This window comes from Kribbella sp. NBC_00482 (assembly GCF_036013725.1).
Lineage (GTDB): Bacteria > Actinomycetota > Actinomycetes > Propionibacteriales > Kribbellaceae > Kribbella.
Genome location: NZ_CP107881.1, coordinates 884178 through 909639 on the forward strand (window position 1 = coordinate 884178; position 25462 = coordinate 909639).

The following is a 25462-nucleotide window of genomic DNA, read 5'->3' on the forward strand; positions in this document are numbered from 1 at the left end:
CTCATCAATTGCCTGCCGGAGCACCGGCTGAGCGTGGCGACCAGTCGTCAGACGCAATTGATGAGTGCTGGCGGTCCGTCAAGCAGGGGCGATCAGTACTCGGAGATTCCGTTGATGGATACGGAGGTCGAGTAGAAGGAGGCGTACTTGCCGTTCTTGCCGACGGTTGCGCCGCTGTAGCCCTGGGTGGACAGCCGATAGGCGCCGACCTTGGCGTCTCGGGTCGAGCTCGGTCCGGAGGTGGGTATGCCGGCTCCCTGCATCGCGAAGGTGATGATCTGCTGCCGGACCGATGCGTCCGGGACGAACACTGCGAGCGCTCCGGGCAGGCCTTGCTTCAGCGAGGCGACTGCGGCCTTGATGCACTGCGGGCAGTTCTGGACGCGGGCGCTACCGCTGCCGCTCACGTCAATGGACTCGGGGTACTTCTTCTTCGTGTAATCAGGACTGATGTAGACGTCGACGGTGCCCTTGTTGCATTCCCATCGGCGGTCCAGCTTGCACACGTAGCCCTTGGACTTGAACGCAGTGACGAGCGAGCTGACGGTGACGCCCGGGAGGCAGCCGTTGCACCCAGCAGGCAGCTTGCTCGGCTGCGCAGTCGGCTGCGCAGTCGGTTGTGTGGCCGGGCTGCCGCCGGTGCTCGGCTGTTCTGTCGGAGCCTCGCTCGCCGGGCGGAGCGTGGGCTTCGTCGACGGCGCGACCGGCTTGGTCGTACCGTCGACGGCCGCGTCGTCCGAGCCGCCGGCGAACCGGGTGACCACGAAGACACCGGCGCCGATCAGCATCAGTGCGCCGACGATCGCAACCACGATCGGACCGGCCTTCCTCGACGGCGGCGGGGGCGGCGGGTAACCGCCGTACTGCTGCTGACCGTACGGCGGACCACCCGGGTACCCGCTCTGCTGGTTGCTCACGGCCACAATGTAATGACCGTTCGGCTCAGGCGAAGAGCTTTTCGCCCCAGTACGAGCCGGGTGTCACACCGGCGGGGCAGGCGAAGATTCCGGAGCCTACGTGGTGGATGTATTCGTTCATGGTGTCGCTCTTGGCCAGTTGGTTCTGGACGGGGATGAACTGTTTGCGCGGGTCGCGTTGGTAGGCCAGGAAGAACAGGCCTGCGTCCAGGCGACCGAGGCCGTCCGAGCCGTCGACGAAGTTGTAGCCGCGGCGCAGTAGTTCGGCGCCGTTGTTGAACTGCGGGTGCGCGAGCCGCACATGCGAGTCCATCGGCATCTTCGGGTCGCCGTCGGAGTTCTTCGCGGTGAAGTCGATCTCGTCGAACTCGTCGGCCTTGCCCAGCGGGGCGCCGGTGCCCTTTCCGCGGCCGATGATCGTTTCCTGCTCACCGAGCGACGTACGGTCCCAGATCTCGATGTTCATCCGGATCCGCCGCGACACCAGGTACGCGCCGCCGACCATCCACTCCGGACCGTCCTCGGGCTGCACCCAGAGCTGCTGCTCGAGCTTGTCGGCTTCCTCGAGCTTGAGGTTGTTCGTCCCGTCCTTGAACCCGAACAGGTTCCGCGGCGTCGCCTGCGCCCGCGACGTCGACGACGTACGGCCGAATCCGAGCTGCGAGTACCGTACGGCGACCCGCCCGAACCCGATCCGCGCCAGGTTCCGGATCGCGTGTACGGCGACCTGCGGGTCATCCGAACAGGCCTGTACGGCGATGTCGCCGCCGGACCGCGCCGGGTCGAGGTCGTCGCCGATGAAATGCGGCAGGTCGACCAGTGCCTTGGGACGCTTGGCCGCGAGCCCGAACCGCTTGTCGAACAACGACGGACCGAATCCGACGGTGATCGTCAGCCGCGCCGGCGGCAGGCCGACCGCCTCGCCGGTGTCCTCCGGCGGCGCCTCGCCCGGCCCGTTCACGGCGCCGTACTGACCGATGTCGCGACCGGCCGTGAGCAGCGCGGCCGCGGCGGTCCACTCCTTCAGCAACGCGATCAGGTCGTCCCGCTTCGTCGTGGTCACGTCGAAGGCGGCGAAGTGCAGCCGGTCCTGGACCGGCGTGGTGATCCCGGCCTGGTGCGGGCCGTGGAACTCGACCGGCCCGTTGTTGTCCGCGGCCTGCGATTCCTCACCGGACAGCGCCGAGTGAGCGGCGTACCCGGCGACTCCCGTGGCGACAGCCGCGCCCGCGGCCCCGAAGAGGCCGCGGCGCGAGATTCCCTTACGGTCGCTCATTTCTTCGCGATCACTCCGGCGACCTTGCTGACCGGCTCGGCCAGCCCGTCGACGACCGCGCCGAGGGCCTTCTTCTCGGCCTCGGTCGCGGTGTACGGCTTGAAGCCGTCACCGTCGCGGTACTTGTCCAGCGCCGCAAAGACGGCCTTGAACTGAGCGTCCAGCTGGGTGACGAGCGCCGCGTCCCGCTTCTGCAGGGCCGGGCGGAGCGCCTGGATCGCGGCCTGCGAGCCCTCGACGTTCGCCTCGAAGTCCCACAGGTCGGTGTGCGAGTAGCGGTCCTCCTCGCCGGTGACCTTGCCGGTCGCGACCTCGTCGAGCAGTTCCTTGGCACCGTTCGCCAACTGCAGCGGGGTGAGCTTGACGACCTTCGCCTTCGCGACCACGGTCTTCACATCGGTGAGCAGCAGGTCGGCGTACTTCTCCATGCCCTTGGTGGAGTTGGAGACCCAGAGCGCCTGCTCGATCCGGTGGTACCCGGTCCATTCGGTGCCCGGCTCGACGTCGTTGACGCGGGCGTCGATCTTCGGGTCCAGGTCGCCGAACGACTCGGCGACCGGCTCGATCCGCTCCCAGTAGGTCCGCGAGACCGGGAACAGTTCCTTCGCCTTCGCGACGTCGCCGGCCTTCACCGCGGTGACGAACTCGGTGGTCTTCTGCTCGAGCGCGACCGCCTGCGAGTTCACGTACCGCTGGTAGCTCTCGGTCGCCTGCTTCAGCGCGGTGTCGGTGTCGATCTGCGCGGGCGCGTCGCCGGTGACGTTGAGGTCGCCGCGGATCCCGTCGCCGACCATGCCGGGCTTGCAGACCGCCTGGTACTTACCGGTCGGCAGCTCGACGATCAGCTCCCGCTTGAGGCCCGGTCCGATGTTCTCGACCTCACCCATCACCCGGTCGCCGTCGGCGTACACATAGAACTCGGTGACCTTGCTGCCGCCGTTCGACACCGAGAACGTGCTGGTGCCGGACTTCACGTCGCGGCGGCTCAGGTCGCAGCCCGAATCGGACGCCTTGACCGACACCGGGCCGGTGCCGTCGTCCTTCGCCGCAGGCTCGTCATCCGCACACGCGGTGAGCGCCGCAAGGCCGATGACGACCCCGAAGATGGAGGCCCGACGGGCCAGAGTGGTGCGCATGGTTCTCCTGGGATTCAAGCCGCTTTGGGTGCGGTTGTCGTCGTGACGGCGGGCGGTGTCGAGCTCTTCACCGGAAGGAAATAGAGCACCATCACCGGGACGAGGTAGACGGCCCACGCGATCGCCTCCAGCACGGACGGCGCCGGGTTGAAGTTGAAGATGCCCTTCAGCAGTACGCCGTACCAGCTGTCCGGTGGGATCACGTGGGAGATGTCGAAGGCCAGCGTGTGCAGACCGGGCAGGATGTTGGCTTCCTGCAGGTCGTGGAAGCCGTACGCGAAGATGCCGGCCGCGACCAGGATCAGCACCGCGCCGGTCCACTTGAAGAACACGGCCAGGTTGATCTTCACCGCGCCCTTGTAGATCGCGACGCCGAGCAGCACCGAGGTCGCCAGCCCGAGCAGGACGCCGACGAACGGTACGGCGGTGGTCGCGGTGGCGGCCGACGCGTACACGATGAACGCGGTCTCGATGCTCTCCCGGAAGACCGCGAGGAACGCCAGGATGACCACCGCGCGGGAGCCGACCTCGAGGGCCTCGCCCATCCGCTCGCGCAGTTCCTTGGCGATACTGCGGGACGCCTTGCGCATCCAGAAGATCATCCAGGTGACGAAGCCGACCGCGAGGATCGACATCACCCCGCCGACGGTCTCCTGCGTGGTGAACGACTTCGCGGTCAGCGCGGTGACGAACTGGAGCAGACCCCAGGCGGCGACCGCCACGGCAAGCGCCGCGGCGACACCGATCCAGACCAGTTTGAGTCGATCGCGATGCCCCGACTTGACCAAGAAGGTGGCGAGGATGCTGACGACCAGCGAGGCCTCGAGTCCTTCACGAAGTCCGATCAGGTAGTTCGCGAGCATGGCGGGACTCTCTCATTACATTAGGTACGGCTAACCTTCCTGAGGTTAACCTAAGAAATCCCATTCGCCTACCGTGATGTACGCCGCACTCTGGCCCGGTCCTTCGCCCAGCCGGGACTCGATCAACCGCAGGCTGCCCGCCGTCCACACAGGGCCCTCGTAGGTGTCGAAAACCCTGACCCACCTGGTGACGTCGATCGGTCGCCGCAACCGCGCCAGCGTCAGGTGCGGGGTGAATTTCCTTCCCTCGACGGTCACTCCGGCGCGACTCGCTGCCGCCCGGGTGGTCATCGCCAGGTGCTTGAGCGACTCGGTCTCGTCGCGTACTCCGGCGTACAGCACCCGGGCGTCCGGGACGCCGGGGAAGGCGCCGGCTCCGGCCAGCTGCAACTCGAACGGCTTCTGCCGCTTGGCGGCGAGCTCCAGCCGCTCCTCGAGCTCCTCGGTCTTCCAGTCCGGCACCTCGCCGAGAAACGCCAGCGTGAGATGCCAGTGCACGTCCGCCGCCCACCGGATGTCGTCGTCCGGATGGTCCCGACGCGGCTCGACGAACTCGCTCAGATCCTCCACTACCTCTTGAGGTGGCACTACAGCCACGAACAATCGCATCCGAAAATCGTATCGGTGGTGGAAACTGCTTTTGTGTCCGAGTTCAAGTTGCCCTCGCCGTGTCTCGTGATTCTGGTGGGTCCGGGGGCGTCCGGGAAGTCGACGTGGGCTGCGGAGCACTTCGCGCCTGACCTGGTGGTGTCGAGTGATCGGCTGCGGGCGTTGGTCGGTGCCGGTGAGGACGACATCGCGGCGAGTGCCGATGCGTTCGCGTTGCTGGAAGAGGTGGTGCGGCAACGGATCGGGCGGCAGCTGACGACCGTCGTCGACACCTTGGGGCTGGATCGCGAGAAGCGGGTGCGATGGCTCGGCCTGGCTCGTGAGGCCGGGATGGCCTGTGTGGCGGTGAGTTTCGATACGCCCGCTGAGGAGTGCCGACGGCGGAACCGTGAGCGTACGGCGAGCGGATCCCGGCCGACGTACTGACGTCGCAGCTGCGGACATGGACCTCGGTGAAACAAGAGCTGCCGACGGAGGGGTACGACGACGTACTGCAGCCGACTGCGGTGCGGGTGGTGCCGAACGCCTTCGTGGAGTCGACCGCGGCGCACGCGCGGCAATCCGAAGCGCCGGTGGGGTTGCGGTTCGGGTTGCAACTGAGCCGATATCCAGGCGGTCGGGAAGGCCTGGCGTCGTGGACTCGTGAGGTGGCGGAGCGGGCCGAGGCGGTCGGGTTCGACGCGGTCTACGTCATGGATCACTTCCGGCAGATCCCGCAGGTGGGGCGGGCGTGGGAGGACTTCCTGGAGAGCTGGACGACGCTCGGGTACCTGGCCGCGTGCACGAATCGCGTTCGGTTGGGGACGTTGGTTTCGGGCATCACGTACAGGAACGTCGCCCATCTCGGGAAGATCGCGGCGACGCTCGACGTGCTGAGTGGCGGGCGGGCGGTGTGCGGGGTCGGGCTTGCATGGTTCGAGGCGGAGCACAAGGCGTACGGCTGGCCGTTTCCGCCGGTGAGCGAACGCTATGCGCTGCTCGAGGACGCCTTACAGGTGTTGCCGGTTTTATGGGGACCTGGCAACAAACCGTTCCGCGGCAAGGTTCTCGACGTACCGGACACCACTTGTTATCCGCGTCCGTTGCAGGAACATCTGCCGGTGCTCGTCGGCGGGAGTGGGCCGCGGACGCTGCGCGTGGCCGGGCGATACGCGGACGCGGTGAATGTGTTCGGGGATGTCGCCGCGGTTCGGAAGGCGGCCGGATACCTGGGCGACAAGCCGGTTGAGTTGACGCATCTGTCGACCACCCTGGTGGGCAAGGACTCGCAGCAATTGGACGAGCTCGTACGGCGGTTGCGTCCGCGGAACATGAACCCGGCGAAGTACGCCGCCTCCGTGAACGCCGGCACCGTCGACGATCAGATCGGGCGGTTCCGCGAGCTGTCCGAGGCCGGGGTCGCCGAGGTGATGATCAGCCTCCCCGACCTCGACACCCTCGACACGGTCGCCGACGTGATCTCAGCGTTTCGGGTCTAGGTCCAACTTCAGCAGGGCGTTCTCGATCAGTTCGGGCATGGCCGGGTGGATCCAGTACTGGCCGCGCGCCATCGTGTACGCGTCCAGCCCGAAGCTCATCGCCTGGATCACCGGCTGGATCACGCTCGGCGCCTGCGGGCCGATCACGTGGCAGCCGATGATCTGCCCGCTCTCCGGGTCGGCGAGGACTTTCGCGAACCCGGTGGTGTCCTCCATCGCCCAGCCGTACGCGATGTCGGCGTACTCCTGGACCGCTTTCACATAAGGGATTCCGCGTTCCTGCGCCTGCTCCTCGGTGAGGCCGACGGACGCGATCTGCGGCGCGCTGAACACCGCGTGCGGGACGAAGCGGTGGTCGGCCTCGATCCGGTCGTCCGGGTTCAGCAGGTTGTGCTTCACCACCCGGGCCTCGTGGTTCGCGACGTGCTTCAGCTGCAGCGGACTCGTCACGTCGCCGAGCGCGTAGATGCCGTCGACGCTGGTCTGCTGGTACGCATCCACGACCACGCGACCCTCGCGGTCCACGTCGACCCCGGTCGCGGCCAGGTTCAGCAGGTCCGAGTTGGGCTCCCGGCCGGCCGCGACCAGGAGTTCGTCGACGATCAGTTCGTCGGCGCCGTCCGGGTTCAGCATCCCGAGCAGGATCGAGCCGTCGTCCCGTCGCTCGACCCGCACGGTCTCGTGGTTGAGCCGTACGTCGTACTTGTCCCGCGCGATCTCCGTGTAGCGCGCGGCGATCTCGCCGTCCTCGAGCCGGAGCAGCTCGTTCGACCGGGCGACGATCGTCACCTCGACCCCGAACGACCCGAACACGTGCGCGAACTCGGCCGCGACGAACCCGCCGCCGATGATCGCGAGCCGGCGCGGCAGCTCCTCGAGCCGCATGATCGTGTTCGACGTGTGGTACCCGATCTCCTCGAGGCCCGGGATCGGCGGCACGATCGGCCGGCTGCCGGTGGCGATCACGAACCGGTCCGCGCTGAACACGCTCGTCGACCCGTCCTTGCCGTCGACGGTCAGCTCCTTGAACCCGGTGAACCGGCCGGTCCCGTCGTACACGCGGACGTTCGCGTTGTCCGGGTTGTGGTGCCGGTACTCCGAGCCGCCTTCCGCGATCGGATCGATCCGGCCGAAGATCCGGTCCCGGACGTCGGTCCAGCGGACGTCGAGCAGTTGCTCGTCGACGCCGTACCGCGAACTCACCGACGGGGTCGCGGCGACGTCGGCGGCGTGCACGAACATCTTGGTCGGGATGCACCCGACGTTCAGGCAGGTGCCGCCGAACGTACCGCGCTCGACGATCGCCACCTTCTGGTCGGCGAACCGCCGATTGACGATGGTGTTACCGGAGCCGGTCCCGATGATCACGAGGTCGTAATGGGTCACGCCCCATTCTGACCCTTACGACCAAGACCCGCCCACTAAGGAAAGATGGGGCGGGTGGCAGGTGGTGAGCTGACGAGCACGTACGGCACGGTCGTCTGGGACGGCATCGGTACTCTCCGGATCCGGTACGGCGGGACGCTCGTCCGAACTCGCCTGGGTGAGCGGATCGTGCCCGTCGAAGCGCTGCGGGCCGTAGAGCTCACCGACACGGGACTCCGGCTCGTGCTCCGTGACGGCGCCGACCCGCTGCAGTCGGTGACGCAGCCGATCGAGCTCTACGACTTCCCGGGGGTCGACCACGAGGCGGCCGAGGAGATCGCCCGTGACGTCGGTCAGGCCCTCGTGCGTCGCGACGTACCGGAGACGGCCGCCGCCGCGTGGATGGTCGCGCCGCCGCCCGCGCCGGACCGGATCGAGGGGCGGGACGCGACGCTCGCGATGGCGAACGGACAGCTCACGTTCAAATACCACCGGTCCGCGGGCCGGAAGAAGAAGGCGCTCGGCGATCCGTGGTCGGTGCCGCTCGGAGACATCGTCGACGTGGAATGGGCGCCGGCGGCCGGACTCGGCGCGCGTGGATTCCTCCGGATCGCCACGGCCGCGACCCCCGACGTACGCCCGAAGCCGAGGCGCGATCCGGCCGCGATGCTCACCCGGCGTACGGCGGAAGCCGACGCCCTGTTCTTCGCCGCCCGCCTACTGACCCGAATCCGCCCCTAAGCGAACCGCTATGCAGGCAGAACCCCCGTCATCACGACGTGTCGGGACCGCAACCGGGGGTTGTGCCTGCTTGCCGGTCCGCTTCTACGCAACCTGCGGGCCGACGTCCTTCTTCGGGAGGTCGGTGGCGGCGTCGACGACTGCCTTCTCGCCGAGTAGTTCGGTCTGGGGCAGGACCTCGAGGTGCGGGCGCGGGAGCAGTCGCGGGCGGATCGCCAGGCCGCGACGGCGGGAGAAGTACAGCACCGAGCCGACCGTGCCGAGCACGGTGAGACCGCCGCCGACGATCAGCGACCAGCGGGCGCCCATCACCTGCCCGATCCAGCCGATGAACGGCGACCCGAGCGGCGTACCGCCCATCAGGACCGTCATGTACAGCGCCATCACCCGGCCGCGCATCGTCGGCTCGATGCTCAGCTGCATCGTCGCGTTCGCCGAGGTCAGCATGGTCAGCGAGGTCAGCCCGACCAGCGGCAGCACGAGCGCGAAGGTCAGGTACGTCGGCATCAGCGCGCTCACGATCTCGAGCAGACCGAACGCCACCGCCGCGCCGATCACCAGCCGCGCGCGGATCCGGACCCGTCGGGCCGCGAGCAACGCGCCGGACAGCGATCCGATCGCGAGGATCGAGCCGAGGATGCCGTACTCCCCCGCGCCCTTGTGGAACGCGCTCGTCGCCATCAGTGCCGAGGTCATCTGGAAGTTCAGCCCGAAGGTGCCGGCGAAGAAGACCGCGACCAGCACCATCATCAGGTCCGGCCGCCGCCACAGGTAGCGCATGCCGTCGCGGATCATGCCCTTGTCCCGGGCCGCGACCTTCGGCGTGTGCAGTTCACCGGTGCGCATCAGGCGCAGCGACACGATCACCGCGGCGTACGTGAACCCGTTGATCATGATCACCGGGCCGGTGCCGATCCAGTTGATCAGCAGGCCGGCCAGCGCCGGGCCGAGCAGCCGGGCCGCGTTGAAGGAGGCCGAGTTCAGCCCGACCGCGTTCGAGAGTTCGTCGCGGCCGACCATCTCGACCACGAAGGCCTGCCGGGTCGGGGCGTCGAACGCCGTACCGACACCGAACAGGAGGGCCAGCAGGTACACGTGCCACGTCTGCACGACGCCGGCGATCGTCAGACCACCGAGGGTCAGGGCGACGGTGGCCATCGCGATCTGGGTGAGCGTCAGCACGGTCCGCTTCGGGAAGCGGTCGGCGACCAGACCGGCGTACGGGCCGAGCAGGAGCGCGGGCAGGAACTGGAGGCCGGTGACGATGCCGAGCGCCGTACCTGAATGGGTCAGCTCCAGGACCAGCCAGTCCTGGGCGACCCGCTGCATCCAGGTGCCGACGTTGGAGATGATCGCGCCCGAGGCGTAGAGCCGGAAGTTCCGGACCTTGAACGCGCGGAAGGTGGGGCTCATCGAGCCGCCAGTCGTTCGAGAACAGGTGCTGCCTTGCGCAGGATGTCGCGCTCCTCGGGGGTCAGTTGCTTCAGCTTGGTCTGCAGCCATTCGTCGCGGCGCCGGCGGTTCGCCAGGATCAGCTCGTCGGCGCGGTCGGTCAGCTCGACGACGATCTGCCGCTTGTCGGTCGGATGCGGGCGGCGGAGCAGCAGGCCCGCCTCCTCCATGTTCGTCACGATCCGCGTCATCGACGGCGGCTTCACCTGCTCGTGGGCGGCCAGCTCGCCGATCGTCATCGCCTCGTGCTTGGACAGCGCGCCGAGCACGCTGAGCTGGTTCGCGGTGAGGTCGTGACCGGGCTCGCGCTGCCGGCGGATCTGCCGGGACAGCCGCAGGGTCGACGACCGCAGGGCACTCGCCAGCCCGACATCACTCTTCACCTGCTGCGCTACGACTTCGGGCATGTCTTTACCTTAACTCATTACCTTTGCTAACTAAAAACACCGGACCGCCAGCTGGTATTCCCACGCGATAGAGTTCCCCGTCATGGGGACGACGGCCGACCTGGAGCGGTACGAGCAGAGGTTCCGGCGGGCGGGGCTGCCGCTGTTCATCGAGGACTTCTCGCCGACGCACGACATCTTCACGCGGGCGGCGCCGCTGCTGGTGCTGGTGTTCCTGGCCGAGATGCTCGGCGCCACCTCCCTCGAATGGGACTGGTGGCAGAACCTGCTGGCCGCGCTCGGCGGACTGCTGGCATTGGTCCTCGGGTTCGGCCTGCTCAACGGGATGCGCCGGCGACCATTCAGGTCGTTGCCGACCCGCTTCGGGATTCCGGAGCTGATGGTGTTCGTGTTCCTGCCGGCCTTGCTCCCGGTGGTCACGCAAGGGCAGGTCAAGCAGTTCTTCGGCGTCGCCTTCGGCAACTTACTGCTGGTCGGAGTGGTGTACGTCGTGGTCGGCTACGGCTTCATCGCCACCGTCGTCTGGGGGATGCGCCAGCTGGCACGCGAGCTGGCCAACTCGGTCGCCAGCTTCGTCCGGGCATTGCCGCTCCTACTGGTCTTCTCGCTGGTGCTGTTCATGACGGCGGACATGTGGCAGGTGTTCGCCTGGATGCCTGCCGCTTTCCTCGTCTTCTCCGTGATCGCCTTCGCCCTGCTGAGCACGGTGTTCCTGCTGATCCGGTTGCCGCTGGAGGTGGACTCGATCGAGCGCACTGCGGGCTCCGGCCCGCCCCTCAGCAAGAGCCAGCGCTACAACGTCAGCGTCAGCCTGGTGATCCGCCAATGGATGCAGGTGCTCGTGGTGAGTGCCGGCGTCGGCCTGTTCTTCGTTGCCTTCGGCATGCTCGCGATCAGCGAACACATCTACCAGCAGTGGGGCGTCGACGCCGGCTCGTGGTCGTACCACGTCAAGCTGCTGAACCATCCGCTCGTCCTCAGCGCCTCCCTGATCAAGGTCGCCGTCGGCATCGCGAACTTCACCGGGCTCTACTACTCGATCGCGCTGCTCACGGACTCGACGTACCGCACGGAGTTCCTCGACCACGTCAGCAACGAACTCCGCGAACTCTTCACCGCCCGCGCCGAGTACCTCGAACTCCGGCGTACCACCTAGACGTTCTCCCCGAACAGCTCGTCGATCCGCTGGGCCCACTCCGGGTATTGCTCCATCTTGCGGGTGGCCACGTCGTAGACCGCCTTGCCGATCTCCGGGTCGCCGTCGTCGCTGAAGCGGACGGCGCTCATCTTCTCGAGCTTGTCGAGGATCAGGTCGTCGCCGCTGAGGTGCACCGGGTCGTGCATGTACCGCTCGAGCGCGTCGAGATCCGGGATCGCCGCCAGGTACGAGTGCGTGAAGCCGTCGGCGGGATTGCCGAAGTCCTTGCCGACAGCACCGAACGCGACCGAGTTCAGCGAGGCGGTCCGGCGCATCACGGCCAGCACCTCCTCCTGCTCCTGCACGCTCACGCCGTCCTTGAACCGGATCCGCAACACATTGACGATCATCTGCTCTCCTCCTTGAAACTGCACTGATCAGTGCATTCTAACGTACGCCGAAGTTCAGCAAGCTACCCTGACCAGGTGACAGCGACCCGCGGACGTATCGACAAGCGCCAGGCGATCCTCGACGCGGCCTTCACGGTCTTCGCCCGGGACGGGTACCGGACCGCGAGCGTTGACACGGTCGCCGCCACCGCCGGGGTCGCGAAGCACACCATCTACAACCACTTCGGCGACAAGCAGTCGCTGTTCCGGGCAGCCGTCAGCGCGCTCGCGGACGATGCGCTCGCCCGCAACCTGGCGGCGGTAGAGTCGCTGCGCCCGGACCGCGATCCGGAGGAGGCGCTGACCGAGGTAGGCCGGAAGCTCGCCGAGTGCTACTGCGACGAGAAGTCGTGGGCGCTGCGGCGGCTGCTGCACGCCGAGCTCGCGAGCATGCCGGAGCTCCAGGACATCGTGCGGGAACGCGCGACGGACAAGGTCAACGACGCCCTCGCCGACCGGCTGGCCCGGCTCGCGCTGGCCGGCCGACTGCGCATCACGGACCCGGCCGTCGCGGCCGAACAGTTCGGCGCGCTACTGACCGCGCCCTTCGACGCCCGGTCCCGCCTCGGCACGCGGAAGATCCCGGCGAAGGAACTCGCCGCGGTCACGCAGAACGCCGTACAGACGTTTCTGCGTGCCTTCGGCAATCAATGACTCAGCTCAGGTCAGCCAGTCGCTCAGGGGGCCGATCGCGAAGTAGACGACGAACAGGGCCGCGACGACCCACATCAGCGGGTGCACCTGGCGCGCCTTGCCACGGACGGTCTTGAGGATCACGAACGAGACGAAACCGGCGCCGATACCGGCCGAGATCGAGTACGTGAACGGCATCAGGACGATCGTCAGGAACGCCGGGAACGCGACCTCGATGTCGTCGAAGTCGATGCCCTTCACCTGCGTCATCATCAGGAACCCGACCAGGATCAGCGCCGGCGTCGCCGCCTCGTACGGGACCAGCGTGACCAGCGGCGCGACCACCATCGAGATCAGGAAGCAGATCCCGGTCACCACACTCGCCAGCCCGGTCCGCGCCCCTTCACCGACACCCGAGGCCGATTCGATGTACGACGTGTTGCTCGAGACGGACGCGGCGCCACCGGCGGCGGCCGCGACACTGTCCACGATCAGGATCCGCTGCGAGTTCGGCGGGATGCCGTTCTTGTCGTTCAGGCCGGCCTCGGCGCCGATCGCGGTCATCGTGCCCATCGTGTCGAAGAAGTCGGCGAGCATCAGCGTGAAGATCAGCAGCAGCGCCGACACCACCCCGACCTTGTCGAACGAGCCGAACAGGTTGAACTCGCCGACCGTGTCCAGGTTCGGTTTCGTGAACCACTGGTCCGGCAGTTTCGGCACGCTCAGGCCCCAGCCGCCGGGGTTCTTGTCGGTCCGGGCGCCGATGTTCGCGATCGACTCGATGACGATCGCCAGGACGGTCGCGGCCAGGATGCCGATCAGGATCGCGCCCTTCACCTTCCGGGCGTACAGCGTGACGATCAGGATCAGGCCGACCACGAACACCAGGACCGGCCAGCCGCGGAGGTTGCCGCCGACACCGAGTTCGACGGGCGGGCCGCTGAGCGCCGCGGGACGCCGTACGAAGCCCGCGTCGACGACGCCGATGAACGCGATGAACAGGCCGATGCCGACGCTGATCGCGACCTTCAGCTGCAGTGGTACGGCCTCGAACACCGCTTTCCGGAAGCCGGTGAGCACCAGGATCAGGATGATCAGGCCCTCGATGACCACCAGGCCCATCGCGTCCGCCCAGGTCATCTTGGTCGCGATCGAGAACGCGATGAACGCGTTCAGGCCGAGGCCGGCGGCGAGCGCGAGCGGGAAGTTCGCGACCAGGCCCATCAGGATCGTGACGATCCCCGCGACCAGCGCCGTCGCGACCGCGATCTTCGCGATCGCCGCCGCCGGGTCGGTACCGCCGCCGACGAACTGGCCGGTGCCGTCCTTGACGGTGCCGATGATCAGCGGGTTCAGGACCACGATGTAGGCCATCGTGAAGAACGTGACCAGCCCGCCGCGGACCTCCCGGCCGAGCGTGGATCCGCGCTGACTGATCTTGAAGAACGAGTCCAGAGGACCGGAACCGGAGCGGGCCGTCGCGGCCTGGGGCGAGCTCATGACGGCATCGTGCCAGTTCCTACCGGGGAGTTGCGAGTACTAATCGCAACTGAAGCTAAGGTAGTGATGTGACGGAGGAGCAGGAGCCGGCCAAGGAGCGCGCGGACAAGAAGCGCACCGACCCGACCAGCCAACTCGCCCGCGGCGAACTGGTGCACGCCGAGGTCAAGCCGCTCGACCTGTCCGGCATCCCGAGCGTGATCACCGGCATCGCCATCTGGGCCGTCTCCGGCGTCGTACTCTTCTTCTTCCGCAACCGCCTCGAGGCCGACGGCCTCGACTGGTGGCTCTGGGTCCCGGTAGCCGGCTTCGGCCTAGGCCTCATAGGCCTCTGGTACTGCAAACACCGCTGGACCGCCATCCAGGCAGGCCACCGCCCCGCCACCGAAGACTGACCCGCACTGGGTCCTGAGCACCCCCTTCGGGGCCGTTGAACAGGTAATTGCCTGTTCACAGCCACCGCGGGGTGTTCACAGCCACGACTTGTCGCCGGCGTTCAGTCCTCGGTGGGGGTTAGTTCGAGGGTGTCGTAGCCGGTGGTGTCGAAGGCGTGGTCGGGGGTGGGGGGTTCGGCGAGGTCGATGGTGGCGTCGGAGTGGGCGCCGCAGCCGTAGTCGTAGGCGACGACGCGGGCCTCGCCGGGGGCCATCTCGTTGGCGCAGACGCCGAAGGCCTGGCCGAGGCTGTCGGCGAGGCGGATCCAGTAGCCGCACGAGAAGCACTTGTACGGGACGGCCTGGGCGATCGCGGACGTCGGGCCGAACTCCCCGCCGTACCAGCGCTCGGCAGCATCCTCACGCCCGAACGGCGAGAGCACGCGCTCGCGACCGAGGCCGAGCTCCTCGACCACCGTGAGCACGTCCTCCGGCGCGTCGGCGGTGTCGGTGAACCCGGGCTCGAGGCGCGGGTCGTCGGCGTGCGTCGGGAACAGGTCGCCGGGACGGAGATCGCCGGGCTGGACGCGCTCCGACCACGGAACCCACTCGGGTGCGACGACGGCCTCGCCGCCGGGCAGCATCACGACCTCGTTGACCGTGACTGTCTTGGCACGCGACGCACGGGTCAGCGTGACGGCCCAGCGCCACCCGAGGTACCCGGGGTGGGTGGAGGCGAAGTAGTGGGTGACGAGGCGCTCGCCCTCGACCAGATGACCGAGGTGCTCCCCGACCTGCGCGGCGCCGGCCTCGGCGATCGCGGCCTCGCGGGCCGGTTCGACCGCCGCGACGCAGACGGCGTCGGACTTCGCACGTACCGGTTCGGGGCTTTTGACGGGAGTCACAATCGCCCATTCTCGCACGCCACTCGCCGTACGCCGAACCGCCGTCACCCACCCGCGATCCAGTACCCGCGAGCGCGGTGTCTGCCGTCTGTCCCCGGTACGAGGCAGGATGGTTTCATGCAACCCCGCGACCCGAACGTCCCCGGCGGCAACCGCGACAGCGATCCCGCTGCCGGAACACCGCGCGCGGACGCCCGGCCCGGGAAGCCGGAGGCTGCGCCCGGGAAGTCTGCGGGTGAGCGGTTCAGCGAGGCCCGGGATCGGGTGGGGACCGCCGGCAAGAAGGTGGGCCACGCCTCGAAGGTCGGCGCCGAAGGGGTTGCTTCGGCCTCCAAGAAGGCCGCCGAGGTCAGCGGGAAGGTCGGCCGGGCAACCGGCCGCCGGATCCGCGGCCTGACCAGCGCTCAAGGCGCCGGCGAATCAGGACTGTCGCGCCTGATCGAGCTGGGCGCAGTGAACGCGGCAGGTGACACAGCGTTCGCAGTCTCGCTGGCAGGAACGGTGTTCTTCACCGTGCCGAGCGACCAGGCGCGCGACCGGGTCGCGCTGTTCCTCCTGCTGACGATGGCGCCGTTCGCGTTGATGGCGCCGCTGATCGGCCCGATCCTCGACCGGTTCCGGCACGGTCGCCGCTGGGCGATCGGCGCGACCCTCGGCGCCCGCGCGTTCCTGGTCTGGAGCCTCGCGTCGTCGATCTCCGGCCAAGGATCCGCCTGGCTGTACCCGGCCGCCCTCGGCTGCCTGGTCGCATCCAAGGCGTACGGCGTGACACGCGCCTCCGCCGTACCGCGGCTGCTCCCCAAACAGATCACGCTCGTGACGGCGAACTCCCGGATCTCGCTGGCGGGTGTCGCCGGTGCGACCATCGGCGCCGGGATCGCCGGCGGGTTCGCCGCGATCGGGCCGCAGTGGTCGCTGCGTTGGGCAGCACTCGTGTACATCGTCGGCCTGGTGCTCGCGATCCGGCTGCCGTCGGCAGTCGACTCCCCCGCCGACGAAGAAGTGACGGGTACGGCGGGACGGGACGCACGTCGCCGCGCGATCACCGCCGCGGTGGCCCGCGGGATCCGGTGCAACCTGGGACTGCGGTTCGTGTCCGGGTTCCTCACCATGTACCTGGCGTTCCTGCTCCGCGACCAGCCGATCAGCGGGGTCAAGGGCGCCGTCGCGGCCGGCGCGGTGATCGCCGCGGCCGGGATCGGGAACACCCTCGGCACCCTCCTCGGATCGTTGCTCAGGGCACGAAAACCGGAAGCGGTCGTGCTCGTGGTGCTGCTCGCGGACGCGACCGTGGCGGTCGCGGTCGCGATCCTGTACGGCCTGCCGATCCTCATAGCGCTCGGCCTGGTCGCGGGTCTGTGCAGCTCACTCGGCAAGCTGTCGCTGGACGCGATGATCCAGCGCGACGTCCCGGAATCCGTGCGTACGTCGGTGTTCGCGCGATCGGAGACGGTGCTGCAGCTCGCCTGGGTGCTCGGCGGTGGCTGCGGGATCGTGCTGCCGCTGATCCCGCGACTCGGGTTCGGGTTCCTCGCAGGCGTCCTGCTGATCGTCGTTTTCCTCGTACTGCGGATGCGCCCGACCAGCCGCCCGGCCCAAGGCCCGCTGCGCCCCGGCGGCCTCGGTGGGCCCCGCACCGACCACGCACCGCACGGACACCCGACGGAGCACCAGCATCCGACGAGCGACGAGCACCCGGAAAGCACCACGCGGACGATCCTCAGCGTCGCCGAGCAGCGGGCGAACCGCCAGCGCCGTTCGAGTTCTCCCGACGAGCCCACTGTCGAGTGGCGCTCCGGGGATCAGAAGCCGCCGCCCGATCAACCCATGGGCCGCTGGTGGAGCGGTCAGACCGACGACGACGAGAACACCGGCGAGAACACGGCGCCCTGGTCCGAAGAACCAACCGTCGAACGCGACCGGAACCACCCCTTCAAACGCCGCCCCGGCGGCGACGCCCCACGCCACCCACCCCGCTGAGTAGGCACAAGAAAGCGGCGGCCACTCGGCCGCCGCTCCTTTGCGGTTCAGACTGCGGGGGCTAAGTCAGCCTCCTCTGCGGCGGGCTCCTCGGTGGGAGCGGTGGTGTGGGTGGTGCCGCGGAGGGTGAGGGTGGTGGCTACCGCGGTGGCGAGCAGGAGGATCGCGCCGACCAGGGCGACGACGTTCATGCTGTGGGTGAAGGCGTGGCGGGCAGTGGCCAGGACGGTGTCGGCCAACTGCGCGGGCAGCTGGGCGGCTGCGGCAGTCGCCGCGGGCAGACCCTCGCGGACCGGGGCCGCGACACCAGCCGGCAGGTTGGACGGGACGTCGGCGCGGTAGACCGCAGTACCGATCGATCCCAGGACCGCGATCCCGAGGGCCCCGCCGAACTCCGCGCAAGTCTCCATCACCGCGGACGCCGAGCCGGCGCGCTCCGGAGCAACCGAACCGACGACGGCCTCGGTCACCAGAGTCATCACCATCACCAGACCGGCGGCCAGCAGACCGGCACCGGCGAGCGGCACCACCAGCGACGAGTCGACGTGCACCTGGGTGAGTACGCCGTACCCCGAAGCCGCGAGGACGAACGCTCCACCGATCACGTATGCGCGGTCCAGCTTCCCGGCGAGCGCGGTGGCCAACGGCGCCGCGCCACCGACCAGCACCGACGGGGCCAGCGACCACAGCGCCGCCTTCAGCGGGCTCAGACCGTGCACCAGCTGCAGGTACTGAGTCAGGAACACCGCGTTGCCCACCAGCGCCAGGGTCCCGATGGTGTTCGCCGCCAGCGATCCGCTGAACGCGCGGTTCCGGAACATCGACAGGTCGACCATCGGGTGCGCCGCGGTCCGCTGCCGCTGAACGAACAGCACCCCGAACACCAGCCCGGCCACGATCGCCACCACCGGCAGGGCCGCTGCACCATGAGCGGCCAACTCCTTGATCCCCCAGATCACCGGCAGTACGGCGGCCAGCGACAGCACCGAACCCAGCAGGTCGAACCGCCCGCGCACCGGAGCCTTGAACTCGGGCAGCAGCACCGGCGCGAGAACGAGCAGCAGAACCATCGCCGGGGTGTTGATCAGGAACACCGAACCCCACCAGAAGTGCTCCAGCATGAACCCGCCGAGCACCGGACCGAGGGTGATCCCGCCCATCATCACCGCGCTCCAGAACGCGATCGCCTTCGACCGCTGCTTCGGGTCGTGGAACATGTTCCGGATCAGCGCCAGGGTCGACGGCATCAGGGTCGCGCCGCCGATCCCGAGCAGGGCGCGGGCCGCGATCAGCTGCTCCGGGTTCTGCGCGTACGCCGCCGCGATCGAGGCGACCCCGAACCCGATCGCGCCGAACAGCAGCAGCCGGCGGCGGCCGATCCGGTCGCCGAGCGAGCCCATGGTGATCAGCAGGCCGGCCAGCACGAAGCCGTAGATGTCGAAGATCCACAGCTGCTCGGTCGCGTTCACGCCGAGGTCGGCGCTGATGAACGGAACCGCGAAGTACAGCACCGACACGTCCATCGAGACCAGCAGCAGCGGCAGCGCCAGCACTCCGAGCGCGATCCACTCCTTGCGTCCCGCCCGTTCTGTCGAACCCATGACACCCCTCCGAAGTTATCTGTCTACGCCGCACACTGTGTGCGCCATACACAGACCATACACAGGACTGTCTATGCTGTAAACAGATAGGGGTAAGGTGGTGACCATGGACGAGAACGAACTGCCGCGGGTGTTGCAGCAGCTCTGGGGGATCGAGGGGCGGAGTCGCCCGGGGCCGAAGCCGGCGTTCCACATCAGTGACATCGCGCGGGCCGCGATCAAGCTGGCCGACGCGGGCGGGCTGGCCGCGGTCTCGATGAGCAAGGTGGCGGCCGAGCTCGGCTTCACCACGATGTCGCTCTACCGGTACGTCGACGCCAAGGACGACCTGTACGTCGTGATGCTCGAGCACGCCTTCGCCGAGCCGCCGGTCCTGGACCCGGAGCTCGATTGGCGCGGCCGGATCACCGCCTGGGCCGAGGCGTTCCGCGACGGGCTGCGCCGGCACCCGTGGATCCTGCAGATCCCGATCCAGGAGCCGCCGCTGTCACCGAACCAGCTGGCCTGGATGGAGTCCGGGCTGGACGCGTTCGACGGTACGCCGCTCTCACCGCAGGACCGGTTGTCCGCGATGCTGCTGGTGAACATCTACGTCCGCGGTACGGCGCAACTCACCGCGAACATGCTCACCGAACCGGACGAGGTCCGCGTGGCCGACCGGCTCTACACCGAGCGCCTGACGATGCTCGCGACCCCGGACCGTTTCCCCGGGATCGCGGCCACCCTCGAGCAACCGCTCGACGAGGGCTACGCCGGCGACTTCGACGTCGCCGAATTCACCTTCGGCCTGAACACCGTCCTGGACGGCATCCACACCCGCATCACCCGCGCGACGCGCTGACCGGGTGGGTCAGACGTCGAGTTTGTCGGCAACGCCGCGGAGGACGGTGGCGACCTGGCGGGCGGACTTGTTGTCGGGCTGGCGGCCGCGGCGGTAACCCTCGCCGAGGCGGTCGAGGAGTTTGATCAGGTCCTCGATGACGACCTGCATATCGTCGGGCTTGGGCCGCATCGCCTTCGCCACCGAGGGCGGCGGGTCGATCAGCCGGACCTGCAGAGCCTGCTCGCCCTTGCGTCCCTCGACGACACCGAACTCGACCTTCTGGCCCGGCTTCAGGTTGGTGACACCCGACGGCAAGGCCTCGGCGCGGACGTAGACGTCCCCACCCTCCTCCTTGCTGAGGAATCCGAACCCCTTCTCGGAGTCATACCACTTCACCTTGCCAACGGGCACGGGAGACCTCTCTTTAAAACAAGCGCAGTAGTCCAGCGCGACTGAAACCCAGCGTACGTGAACCGGCGCGGCGGCGCCTCCGGGAAACTACCTGATCGAGCAGACTTCCCGCACCCCTTACAAGTTCCGGTACTTCTCCGGCTCCGGCAACCGTTCGTTCATCGATCCGGACCGGAATCCGCGCGGGTCCACGCGCGCCGCCGGGAACCCTTCGGCCATGACCGCATTCACCAGCGACTCGTGATCCACCTGGTCCAGCAGGGCGGCGTCGATCTCGATCGAGGCGCTCTCCCCGAGGTCCCGGACCCGCACGTTCTGGACGCCGTACGACGCCAGCCGCGAGCGGACCGTCTGCTCGGCGCGATCGACGCGCGCGAGCAGGTTCGGGGTGATGCGGATGCCGTACGCGATCCGGCTCGACAGGCACGCCGCGGCCGGCTTGTCCGAGGTCTCGAGACCCCAGCTGCGCGACGCCGTACGGATCTGCGCCTTGGTCAGCCGCGCGTCCTTCAGCGGCGTCAGCGCGCCGCGCTCGAAGGCGGCCCGGATCCCCGGCCGGAAGCCGGCGATCGCGTCGTCCGCGTTCGTCCCGGTCGCGATCGCGGTGATCCCGAACTCGTCCGCGATCGGCTGCAGCGTCTCGACCAGCTCGGCCTTGCAGAAGTAGCACCGGGCGCCCGAGTTCGCCTGGTATCCCTCGCGCTCCATCTCGTGCGTGTGCGGCGTGACGTGGCGGACCCCGAGCATGTCCGCGAACCGCGCGGCCGGCTCGAGCTCCGCGTCCGGGAGCGAAGGAGACACCGCGGTCGCCGCGACGACGTTCGCCGGGCCGATCGCCCGCGCCGCCGCCGCGAGCAGGAACGCCGAGTCGGCGCCGCCGCTGAACGCGACGACCATCTTGTCGTACGACGACAGTCGCCGCATGAGCGCTTCGAGCCGCTGCTCGAGGACGTACTCGTCGAGCCAGGCGGGGAACTCGGTCAGGTCGTTCAGCACGACGTCGGCGCCGTACGCGCGCAACTCGTCCGCGGTGAACGGGCCGGTCGCGACCGACACCGCGACCGCACCGGCCGCGTGCGCTCCGTCGATGTCGGCAGTGTGGTCGCCGACATAGATCATGGCCTGGTGCTCGCGCAGCGCCGTGCCCTTCTCGGCACCGTGCAGGTCACCGACCGGCTCGTCGACGTCCAGGCCGAGGTGCTCGAGGTGCAGTCGGACCGACGGGGTGTACTTCGCCGAGACGACCATCGTCCGCCCGCGCAACGCCCGGATCGCGGCCAGCGACTCGGCCACGCCCGGCAGCGGCAGGCTGCCCGTGATCGCGTACGACGGATAGTGCTCGCGGTACCGCGCGACCATCGCGTCGACCTGTTCCGGCGGGAACCAGTTCGCCATCTCCCAGGTCAGCGGCGGCCCGAGCCGGCTCACCACCAGGTCGGTGTCGATCGGCACGCCGGTCTCTGCGGCGAGCAGGTCCCAGACGGCCTGGATCCCCGGCCGCGAGTCGATCAGCGTCATGTCCAGGTCGAAGCCGACGACCAACTCCGGAACGTCAGCGGTATCGGCGGAAGGCTGGATCTCGGCGGTTGACACGTCCCCAACCCTACGTGCTTCCCCCGCCTGCCGGATCTCGCATCCCGAAACGGCCGCTATGTCTACTAAATCAGTTGGATTATGTATGTTAACCAACCGTGAGGGAGTCATCATGACGACGCAACTGGAAGCACCGGAGATCACCGTCGCCAAGGCCGGCGGGGCGATCGGCGCGGTGATCGGCAACGTCGAGCTCGGCGGCGACCTGGCGCCGGAGACCGTCGCCGCGATCCGGCAGGCCCTGCTCGACCACAAGGTGATCTTCTTCCGCGACCAGCACCACCTCGACGACGCCGGCCAGCTCGCGTTCGCGAAGCTCCTCGGTACGCCGACGCTCGCACACCCGACCTCGAAGAGCCTCGACGGCACGACCGAGGTGCTGCCGATCGACTCCGACTACGGCAAGGCGAACAGCTGGCACACCGACGTGACGTTCGTCGACCGGATCCCGGCGATCAGCATCCTCCGCGCGGTCACGCTGCCGGCGTACGGCGGCGCGACGACCTGGGCGAACACGGTGACGGCGTACGCGAACCTGCCGGTCGCGCTGCAGGCCCTCGTCGACCGGCTGTGGGCGGTACACAGCAATGTGTACGACTACGCCGGCCACAAGGACGAGAGCCGGATCGGCGGTGTCGACGTGAAGGTCGAGGAGCATCGCAAGCAGTTCGTCTCCAAGCTGTTCGAGACCGAGCACCCGGTGGTGCGCATCCACCCCGAGACGGGCGAGCGCTCGCTCGTACTCGGTCATTTCGTCCGCCGGTTCGTCGGACTCAGCAGCACCGAGACGACCGCACTGTTCCAGCTTCTGCAGAACCGGGTGACGAACCTCGACAACACCGTCCGCTGGCAGTGGCAGCCGGGCGACCTGGCGATCTGGGACAACCGCGCGACGCAGCACTACGGGGTCGCCGACTACGACGACCAGCCCCGCCGGCTGCACCGGATCACGCTCGCCGGCGACGTACCGGTGAGCGTGGACGGCGTCCGCAGTACGCCGCGAACGGGCGACGCATCGCACTTCTCCGCACTTGACAGCTGAAGACACGTTGTCCGAGCACTTGACATTCGGATCGGTTTTGTAAACCCTCATCGGCATGGACTCGTTTGCCGATCGAACCAAACGCCGGCTGCGCGACGAGTTGCTGGACGCTGCACAGGACGCCATCGAAACAGGTGGGTACGACGGGCTACGGATGGCCGAGGTGGCTCGTCGTACCGGGGTGTCCCGGCAGACCGTCTACAACGAGTTCGGCGACAAGTGGGGCGTACTGGAGGCCGTCGCGGCACGCGAGACCGAGCGGTTCCTGCTGGATGTGAATGCGGCGCTCGCCGAGCAGTCCGACCCGATCGACGGCCTCCGGGCCGCGGTCGAGCGGGCGCTCACGCTGGCCGGGGACAACCCGCTGGTCAAGGCGGCGCTGGGCCAGCCGGGATCGGACCAGGCCAGTCAGCTGCTGACGACACGGGGGCAGCAGGTGCTGGAACTGGCACACCTTCGGCTGGATGCCCATGTCAGAGAGCACTGGCCGGAGGTTCCCGCAGAGGACGCGACCAGCTGCGTCGACGTCGCCTTGCGCGTCGTCATCAGCCACATCGTCACCCCGGGCCCTCCCCCGGCGGTGGTGGCGGCGCAGCTGGCTCGCGTCCTCTCGCCCTTCCTCGCCGAGTCTCGGAGGCTGCACGTATGAACGAGCTGCACAGACAGGGCTTCACCTCGCTCCGAGCCGGTGGGCTGAACTGGGACGCGTTGCCGCTGCGGCTGTTCGACAAGGGCAATCGCAAGTTCTGGAACCCGCGCGACATCGACTTCAGCCAGGACGCCAAGGACTGGCAGGAGCTGGGCGACAACGACAAGGACAACGCGTTGCTGCTCTGCTCGCAGTTCATCGCGGGCGAGGAGGCGGTGACCGAGGACCTGCAGCCGTTCCTGCAGGCGATGGCCGCCGAGGGGCGGTTCGGCGACGAGATGTACCTGACCCAGTTCTGCTTCGAGGAGGCCAAGCACACCGCGGTCTTCCGGCTCTGGCTGGACGCCGTCGGCGTCACCGAGGACCTGCACCGGTACGTCGAGAACAACCCGGGCTACCGCGCGATCTTCTACGAGGCGCTGCCCGTCGCGCTCAAGTCGCTCGCCGACGACCCGTCACCGGCGAACCAGGTCAAAGCCTCCGTGACCTACAACCATGTGGTGGAAGGGACTCTGGCCCTCACCGGGTACCACGCGTGGAACCTGCTCTGTACAGCGCGCGGCGTCCTGCCCGGGATGCAGGAGCTGATCCGCCGGATCGGCGACGACGAGCGGCGGCACATGGCGTGGGGCACGTTCACCTGCCGCCGGCACGTCGCCGGCGACGCCTCGAACTGGAAGGTCGTCACCGACACGATGGAGGAACTCCTGCCGCACGCGCTGACGCAGATCCAGTGGGCGATGGACAACTCCCCCGAGCTCCCGCCGGAGATCAACCCGACCGCGTTGATGACGTACGCCGGCGACCGCGCCACCCGCCGGCTCGGCGCGATCGAGTCGGCCGTCGGCGCGGACGTGGCCGGGATCGACCTCGACTACTCCCCGGAGAAGCTCGAGGACGACTTCGGCGACGAGGACTCAGCCGCGCTGGCGGCGGTTCGCTAGGAGGACAAGGAGCGCCGCGGTCGCGAGGATCGCGGGGAGCCAGGTGACCGTCGTCGTACCGAGACGGTCGGCGACCTGGCCGCCGGTGAAGGCGCCCAGTGCGATCGATCCGTTGTACACCCCCACCAGGACAGCGGACGATGATTCGGGGGCACTGGGCGCCGCCGCGTGTCCCCACGCTTGCGTGCTGACACTCGTTCCGCCGTACGCGAGGCCCCAGATCACCAGCAGGACAAGGGATCCGGTGAGGGTGGTGCCGAGGACGGGCATGGCCAGCGCGGCCAGGGCGATTCCTCCTGCGATGACGGCGAGAGCGCGGGTCGGGCGGAGAGCGCCGGTGAAGAAGTTGCCGATGACACCGGCCACGCCGTACGCGAGAAGCAGGGTGCCGATCAGCGCCGGGCCGGTGTGCGGCTCGAGGAGCGGACGGATGTAGGTGTACGCCGCGAAGTGGCCGGTCACGATCAGCGCGACGAGGACCAGGCCTACTCTCACCTGCTTGAGTTGCAGGACTTCCCGTACGTCGGCCAGCCGGACCGCGCGCTCCGGGGGCAGATTGGGCAGGAAGATGCTTAGGGCAACAGTCAGTCCGAGTGCGAGCAGTCCGACGCCGGCGAAGGCCCAGCGCCAGCCGACGAGTTCACCGACGTACGCGCCGGCCGGAATCCCGAGCACCGAGGCGATCCCGATGCCGCTGAAGATGAGCGAGGTGGCCGGTCCGGCGGCCTGTTCGGGTACGACGCGGCGCGCGAGGCTGACGGTGAAGAGCCAGACGCCGCCGATCGAGATGCCCATCAGGACCCGGGCTGCGATGAAGATCGGGTAGACCGGGGCCGCTGCGGCGATGAATGCGGCGAAGGCGAGCAGGACCATCAGACCGCCGAGGACGGTTCTGCGGTCGAGCTTGCCGAGCAGCAGCGGGAGGACAGGTGAGGCGACCGCGGACACGATGCCGGTGACGGTGAGGCTCAGGCCGGCGGTGCCTTCGGTGATGTGGAAGGTGTTGCTCATCGGGGTGAGCAGGCCGACCGGGAGCATCTCGGCGGTGACCACGGTGAAGACCGTGGCGGCCATGGTCACGGACGCGGCCCACGCGCGCGCGTCGGTGGCCGGCCGGTCGACGCAGATCGTTGTCATGTCTCCAGTGAGCCGCTTGGAGGTGGTGCGGAACAACGG

Annotated in this window: 26 protein-coding genes; 11 read left to right on the forward strand and 15 right to left on the reverse strand. The window is 68.4% G+C overall.

All coding sequences use genetic code 11. The features are described from left to right. Nucleotides 1-92: 92 nt before the first annotated feature. The 5 genes from OHB24_RS04485 to thpR are packed head-to-tail and all read right to left on the reverse strand — an operon-like array spanning nt 93 to nt 4801. The gene (locus tag OHB24_RS04485) at nt 93-917 is read right to left on the reverse strand and encodes a hypothetical protein (RefSeq protein ID WP_327637663.1); all 825 of its coding nucleotides are present in this window, start codon (nt 915-917) and stop codon (nt 93-95) included. Between the two features lie 25 nt (nt 918-942). Further along, nucleotides 943-2193 (reverse strand): iron uptake transporter deferrochelatase/peroxidase subunit, encoded by a 1251-nt coding sequence (gene efeB / locus OHB24_RS04490; protein WP_327637664.1) that lies wholly within the window; start codon nt 2191-2193, stop codon nt 943-945. Next, nucleotides 2190-3329, reverse strand: coding sequence for an iron uptake system protein EfeO (gene efeO, locus OHB24_RS04495; protein WP_327637665.1), 1140 nt, complete (start codon nt 3327-3329; stop codon nt 2190-2192). The genes efeB and efeO overlap by 4 nt, the downstream gene beginning before the upstream one ends. 14 nt (nt 3330-3343) lie before the next feature. Then, complete coding sequence (gene efeU, locus OHB24_RS04500) at nt 3344-4192, reverse strand: iron uptake transporter permease EfeU (RefSeq protein ID WP_327637666.1); 849 nt, start codon at nt 4190-4192, stop codon at nt 3344-3346. A 45-nt stretch (nt 4193-4237) separates the two neighbouring features. After that, the gene (gene thpR / locus OHB24_RS04505; protein ID WP_327637667.1) at nt 4238-4801 is read right to left on the reverse strand and encodes an RNA 2',3'-cyclic phosphodiesterase; all 564 of its coding nucleotides are present in this window, start codon (nt 4799-4801) and stop codon (nt 4238-4240) included. A 33-nt stretch (nt 4802-4834) separates the two neighbouring features. Between thpR and OHB24_RS04510 the strand changes: the two genes are divergently transcribed. Together OHB24_RS04510 and OHB24_RS04515 are read left to right on the forward strand one after the other, a co-directional pair. Then, nucleotides 4835-5227 carry an ATP-binding protein gene (locus tag OHB24_RS04510; protein ID WP_327637668.1) on the forward strand — a complete coding sequence of 131 codons (393 nt, stop codon included), beginning with the start codon at nt 4835-4837 and terminating at the stop codon, nt 5225-5227. A 26-nt stretch (nt 5228-5253) separates the two neighbouring features. Further along, on the forward strand, nt 5254-6279 hold the full coding sequence (locus OHB24_RS04515) for an LLM class flavin-dependent oxidoreductase (RefSeq protein WP_327637669.1): 1026 nt from the start codon (nt 5254-5256) through the stop codon (nt 6277-6279). Here OHB24_RS04515 and OHB24_RS04520 read toward each other — a convergent pair. Continuing rightward, nucleotides 6262-7665 carry a mycothione reductase gene (locus OHB24_RS04520; protein ID WP_327637670.1) on the reverse strand — a complete coding sequence of 468 codons (1404 nt, stop codon included), beginning with the start codon at nt 7663-7665 and terminating at the stop codon, nt 6262-6264. The genes OHB24_RS04515 and OHB24_RS04520 overlap by 18 nt on opposite strands. A 45-nt stretch (nt 7666-7710) precedes the next feature. Here OHB24_RS04520 and OHB24_RS04525 point away from each other — a divergent pair, with 45 nt between their 5' ends. Next, a complete protein-coding gene (locus OHB24_RS04525) occupies nt 7711-8385 on the forward strand; it encodes a DUF4429 domain-containing protein (RefSeq protein ID WP_327637671.1) in 675 nt (224 codons plus the stop codon). An 84-nt stretch (nt 8386-8469) separates the two neighbouring features. On the opposite strand, the gene OHB24_RS04530 is transcribed toward OHB24_RS04525, so the two are convergent. Together OHB24_RS04530 and OHB24_RS04535 are read right to left on the reverse strand one after the other, a co-directional pair. Continuing rightward, on the reverse strand, nt 8470-9798 hold the full coding sequence (locus tag OHB24_RS04530; RefSeq protein ID WP_327637672.1) for an MFS transporter: 1329 nt from the start codon (nt 9796-9798) through the stop codon (nt 8470-8472). Further along, nucleotides 9795-10244, reverse strand: a complete 450-nt coding sequence (locus OHB24_RS04535; protein ID WP_327637673.1) for a MarR family winged helix-turn-helix transcriptional regulator — start codon at nt 10242-10244, stop codon at nt 9795-9797. The genes OHB24_RS04530 and OHB24_RS04535 overlap by 4 nt, the downstream gene beginning before the upstream one ends. A gap of 82 nt (nt 10245-10326) precedes the next feature. Between OHB24_RS04535 and OHB24_RS04540 the strand changes: the two genes are divergently transcribed. Further along, on the forward strand, nt 10327-11400 hold the full coding sequence (locus OHB24_RS04540) for a hypothetical protein (RefSeq protein WP_327637674.1): 1074 nt from the start codon (nt 10327-10329) through the stop codon (nt 11398-11400). Here OHB24_RS04540 and OHB24_RS04545 read toward each other — a convergent pair. Beyond that, a complete protein-coding gene (locus OHB24_RS04545) occupies nt 11397-11792 on the reverse strand; it encodes a Dabb family protein (RefSeq protein WP_327637675.1) in 396 nt (131 codons plus the stop codon). The genes OHB24_RS04540 and OHB24_RS04545 overlap by 4 nt on opposite strands. A 75-nt stretch (nt 11793-11867) precedes the next feature. Between OHB24_RS04545 and OHB24_RS04550 the strand changes: the two genes are divergently transcribed. Further along, a complete protein-coding gene (locus OHB24_RS04550; protein WP_327637676.1) occupies nt 11868-12485 on the forward strand; it encodes a TetR/AcrR family transcriptional regulator in 618 nt (205 codons plus the stop codon). Between the two features lie 6 nt (nt 12486-12491). On the opposite strand, the gene OHB24_RS04555 is transcribed toward OHB24_RS04550, so the two are convergent. After that, a complete protein-coding gene (locus OHB24_RS04555; RefSeq protein WP_327637677.1) occupies nt 12492-13964 on the reverse strand; it encodes an NCS2 family permease in 1473 nt (490 codons plus the stop codon). Between the two features lie 68 nt (nt 13965-14032). On the opposite strand from OHB24_RS04555, the gene OHB24_RS04560 reads away from it, so the two are divergent. After that, nucleotides 14033-14359: a DUF2530 domain-containing protein gene (locus tag OHB24_RS04560; protein ID WP_327637678.1), complete on the forward strand. Its 327-nt coding sequence runs from the start codon at nt 14033-14035 to the stop codon at nt 14357-14359. 101 nt (nt 14360-14460) lie between these two features. Here OHB24_RS04560 and OHB24_RS04565 read toward each other — a convergent pair whose 3' ends face one another. After that, nucleotides 14461-15243, reverse strand: a complete 783-nt coding sequence (locus OHB24_RS04565) for a DUF3027 domain-containing protein (protein WP_327637679.1) — start codon at nt 15241-15243, stop codon at nt 14461-14463. Between the two features lie 117 nt (nt 15244-15360). Here OHB24_RS04565 and OHB24_RS04570 point away from each other — a divergent pair, with 117 nt between their 5' ends. Further along, complete coding sequence (locus tag OHB24_RS04570) at nt 15361-17223, forward strand: MFS transporter (RefSeq protein WP_327637680.1); 1863 nt, start codon at nt 15361-15363, stop codon at nt 17221-17223. A gap of 47 nt (nt 17224-17270) precedes the next feature. Here the strand turns inward: OHB24_RS04570 and OHB24_RS04575 are convergent, their stop codons facing one another. Then, nucleotides 17271-18824, reverse strand: a complete 1554-nt coding sequence (locus OHB24_RS04575; protein ID WP_327637681.1) for an MFS transporter — start codon at nt 18822-18824, stop codon at nt 17271-17273. A 106-nt stretch (nt 18825-18930) separates the two neighbouring features. Between OHB24_RS04575 and OHB24_RS04580 the strand changes: the two genes are divergently transcribed. Next, nucleotides 18931-19665, forward strand: coding sequence for a TetR/AcrR family transcriptional regulator (locus tag OHB24_RS04580; protein ID WP_327637682.1), 735 nt, complete (start codon nt 18931-18933; stop codon nt 19663-19665). A 9-nt stretch (nt 19666-19674) separates the two neighbouring features. On the opposite strand, the gene OHB24_RS04585 is transcribed toward OHB24_RS04580, so the two are convergent. Beyond that, nucleotides 19675-20058, reverse strand: coding sequence for a cold-shock protein (locus OHB24_RS04585; protein WP_327637683.1), 384 nt, complete (start codon nt 20056-20058; stop codon nt 19675-19677). Nucleotides 20059-20175: 117 nt separating this feature from the next. Beyond that, nucleotides 20176-21651, reverse strand: a complete 1476-nt coding sequence (gene larE, locus OHB24_RS04590) for an ATP-dependent sacrificial sulfur transferase LarE (protein WP_327637684.1) — start codon at nt 21649-21651, stop codon at nt 20176-20178. A 112-nt stretch (nt 21652-21763) separates the two neighbouring features. On the opposite strand from larE, the gene OHB24_RS04595 reads away from it, so the two are divergent. Genes OHB24_RS04595 through OHB24_RS04605 form a run of 3 tightly spaced genes read left to right on the forward strand, consistent with a single transcriptional unit; the run spans nt 21764 to nt 24286 of the window. After that, the gene (locus OHB24_RS04595) at nt 21764-22693 is read left to right on the forward strand and encodes a TauD/TfdA dioxygenase family protein (RefSeq protein ID WP_327637685.1); all 930 of its coding nucleotides are present in this window, start codon (nt 21764-21766) and stop codon (nt 22691-22693) included. A 55-nt stretch (nt 22694-22748) separates the two neighbouring features. Further along, nucleotides 22749-23342: a TetR family transcriptional regulator gene (locus OHB24_RS04600; RefSeq protein ID WP_327637686.1), complete on the forward strand. Its 594-nt coding sequence runs from the start codon at nt 22749-22751 to the stop codon at nt 23340-23342. Further along, complete coding sequence (locus OHB24_RS04605; protein ID WP_327637687.1) at nt 23339-24286, forward strand: R2-like ligand-binding oxidase; 948 nt, start codon at nt 23339-23341, stop codon at nt 24284-24286. Before OHB24_RS04600 ends, OHB24_RS04605 begins: the two co-directional genes overlap by 4 nt. Here the strand turns inward: OHB24_RS04605 and OHB24_RS04610 are convergent. Then, the gene (locus OHB24_RS04610; RefSeq protein ID WP_327637688.1) at nt 24260-25423 is read right to left on the reverse strand and encodes an MFS transporter; all 1164 of its coding nucleotides are present in this window, start codon (nt 25421-25423) and stop codon (nt 24260-24262) included. The genes OHB24_RS04605 and OHB24_RS04610 overlap by 27 nt on opposite strands. Between the last annotated feature and the right edge of the window lie 39 nt (nt 25424-25462).

Bases quoted from the DNA above. Each gene is read 5' to 3' on its own strand.
- efeB (WP_327637664.1), bottom strand. From the start codon at position 2,193: ATGAGCGACCGTAAGGGAATCTCGCGCCGCGGCCTCTTCGGGGCCGCG.
- efeO (WP_327637665.1), bottom strand. From the start codon at position 3,329: ATGCGCACCACTCTGGCCCGTCGGGCCTCCATCTTCGGGGTCGTCATC.
- efeU (WP_327637666.1), bottom strand. From the start codon at position 4,192: ATGCTCGCGAACTACCTGATCGGACTTCGTGAAGGACTCGAGGCCTCG.
- thpR (WP_327637667.1), bottom strand. From the start codon at position 4,801: ATGCGATTGTTCGTGGCTGTAGTGCCACCTCAAGAGGTAGTGGAGGAT.
- OHB24_RS04525 (WP_327637671.1), top strand. From the start codon at position 7,711: ATGGGGCGGGTGGCAGGTGGTGAGCTGACGAGCACGTACGGCACGGTC.
- OHB24_RS04530 (WP_327637672.1), bottom strand. From the start codon at position 9,798: ATGAGCCCCACCTTCCGCGCGTTCAAGGTCCGGAACTTCCGGCTCTAC.
- OHB24_RS04535 (WP_327637673.1), bottom strand. From the start codon at position 10,244: ATGCCCGAAGTCGTAGCGCAGCAGGTGAAGAGTGATGTCGGGCTGGCG.
- OHB24_RS04540 (WP_327637674.1), top strand. From the start codon at position 10,327: ATGGGGACGACGGCCGACCTGGAGCGGTACGAGCAGAGGTTCCGGCGG.
- OHB24_RS04545 (WP_327637675.1), bottom strand. From the start codon at position 11,792: ATGATCGTCAATGTGTTGCGGATCCGGTTCAAGGACGGCGTGAGCGTG.
- OHB24_RS04555 (WP_327637677.1), bottom strand. From the start codon at position 13,964: ATGAGCTCGCCCCAGGCCGCGACGGCCCGCTCCGGTTCCGGTCCTCTG.
- OHB24_RS04570 (WP_327637680.1), top strand. From the start codon at position 15,361: ATGCAACCCCGCGACCCGAACGTCCCCGGCGGCAACCGCGACAGCGAT.
- OHB24_RS04575 (WP_327637681.1), bottom strand. From the start codon at position 18,824: ATGGGTTCGACAGAACGGGCGGGACGCAAGGAGTGGATCGCGCTCGGA.
- OHB24_RS04580 (WP_327637682.1), top strand. From the start codon at position 18,931: ATGGACGAGAACGAACTGCCGCGGGTGTTGCAGCAGCTCTGGGGGATC.
- OHB24_RS04595 (WP_327637685.1), top strand. From the start codon at position 21,764: ATGACGACGCAACTGGAAGCACCGGAGATCACCGTCGCCAAGGCCGGC.
- OHB24_RS04600 (WP_327637686.1), top strand. From the start codon at position 22,749: ATGGACTCGTTTGCCGATCGAACCAAACGCCGGCTGCGCGACGAGTTG.
- OHB24_RS04605 (WP_327637687.1), top strand. From the start codon at position 23,339: ATGAACGAGCTGCACAGACAGGGCTTCACCTCGCTCCGAGCCGGTGGG.
- OHB24_RS04610 (WP_327637688.1), bottom strand. From the start codon at position 25,423: ATGACAACGATCTGCGTCGACCGGCCGGCCACCGACGCGCGCGCGTGG.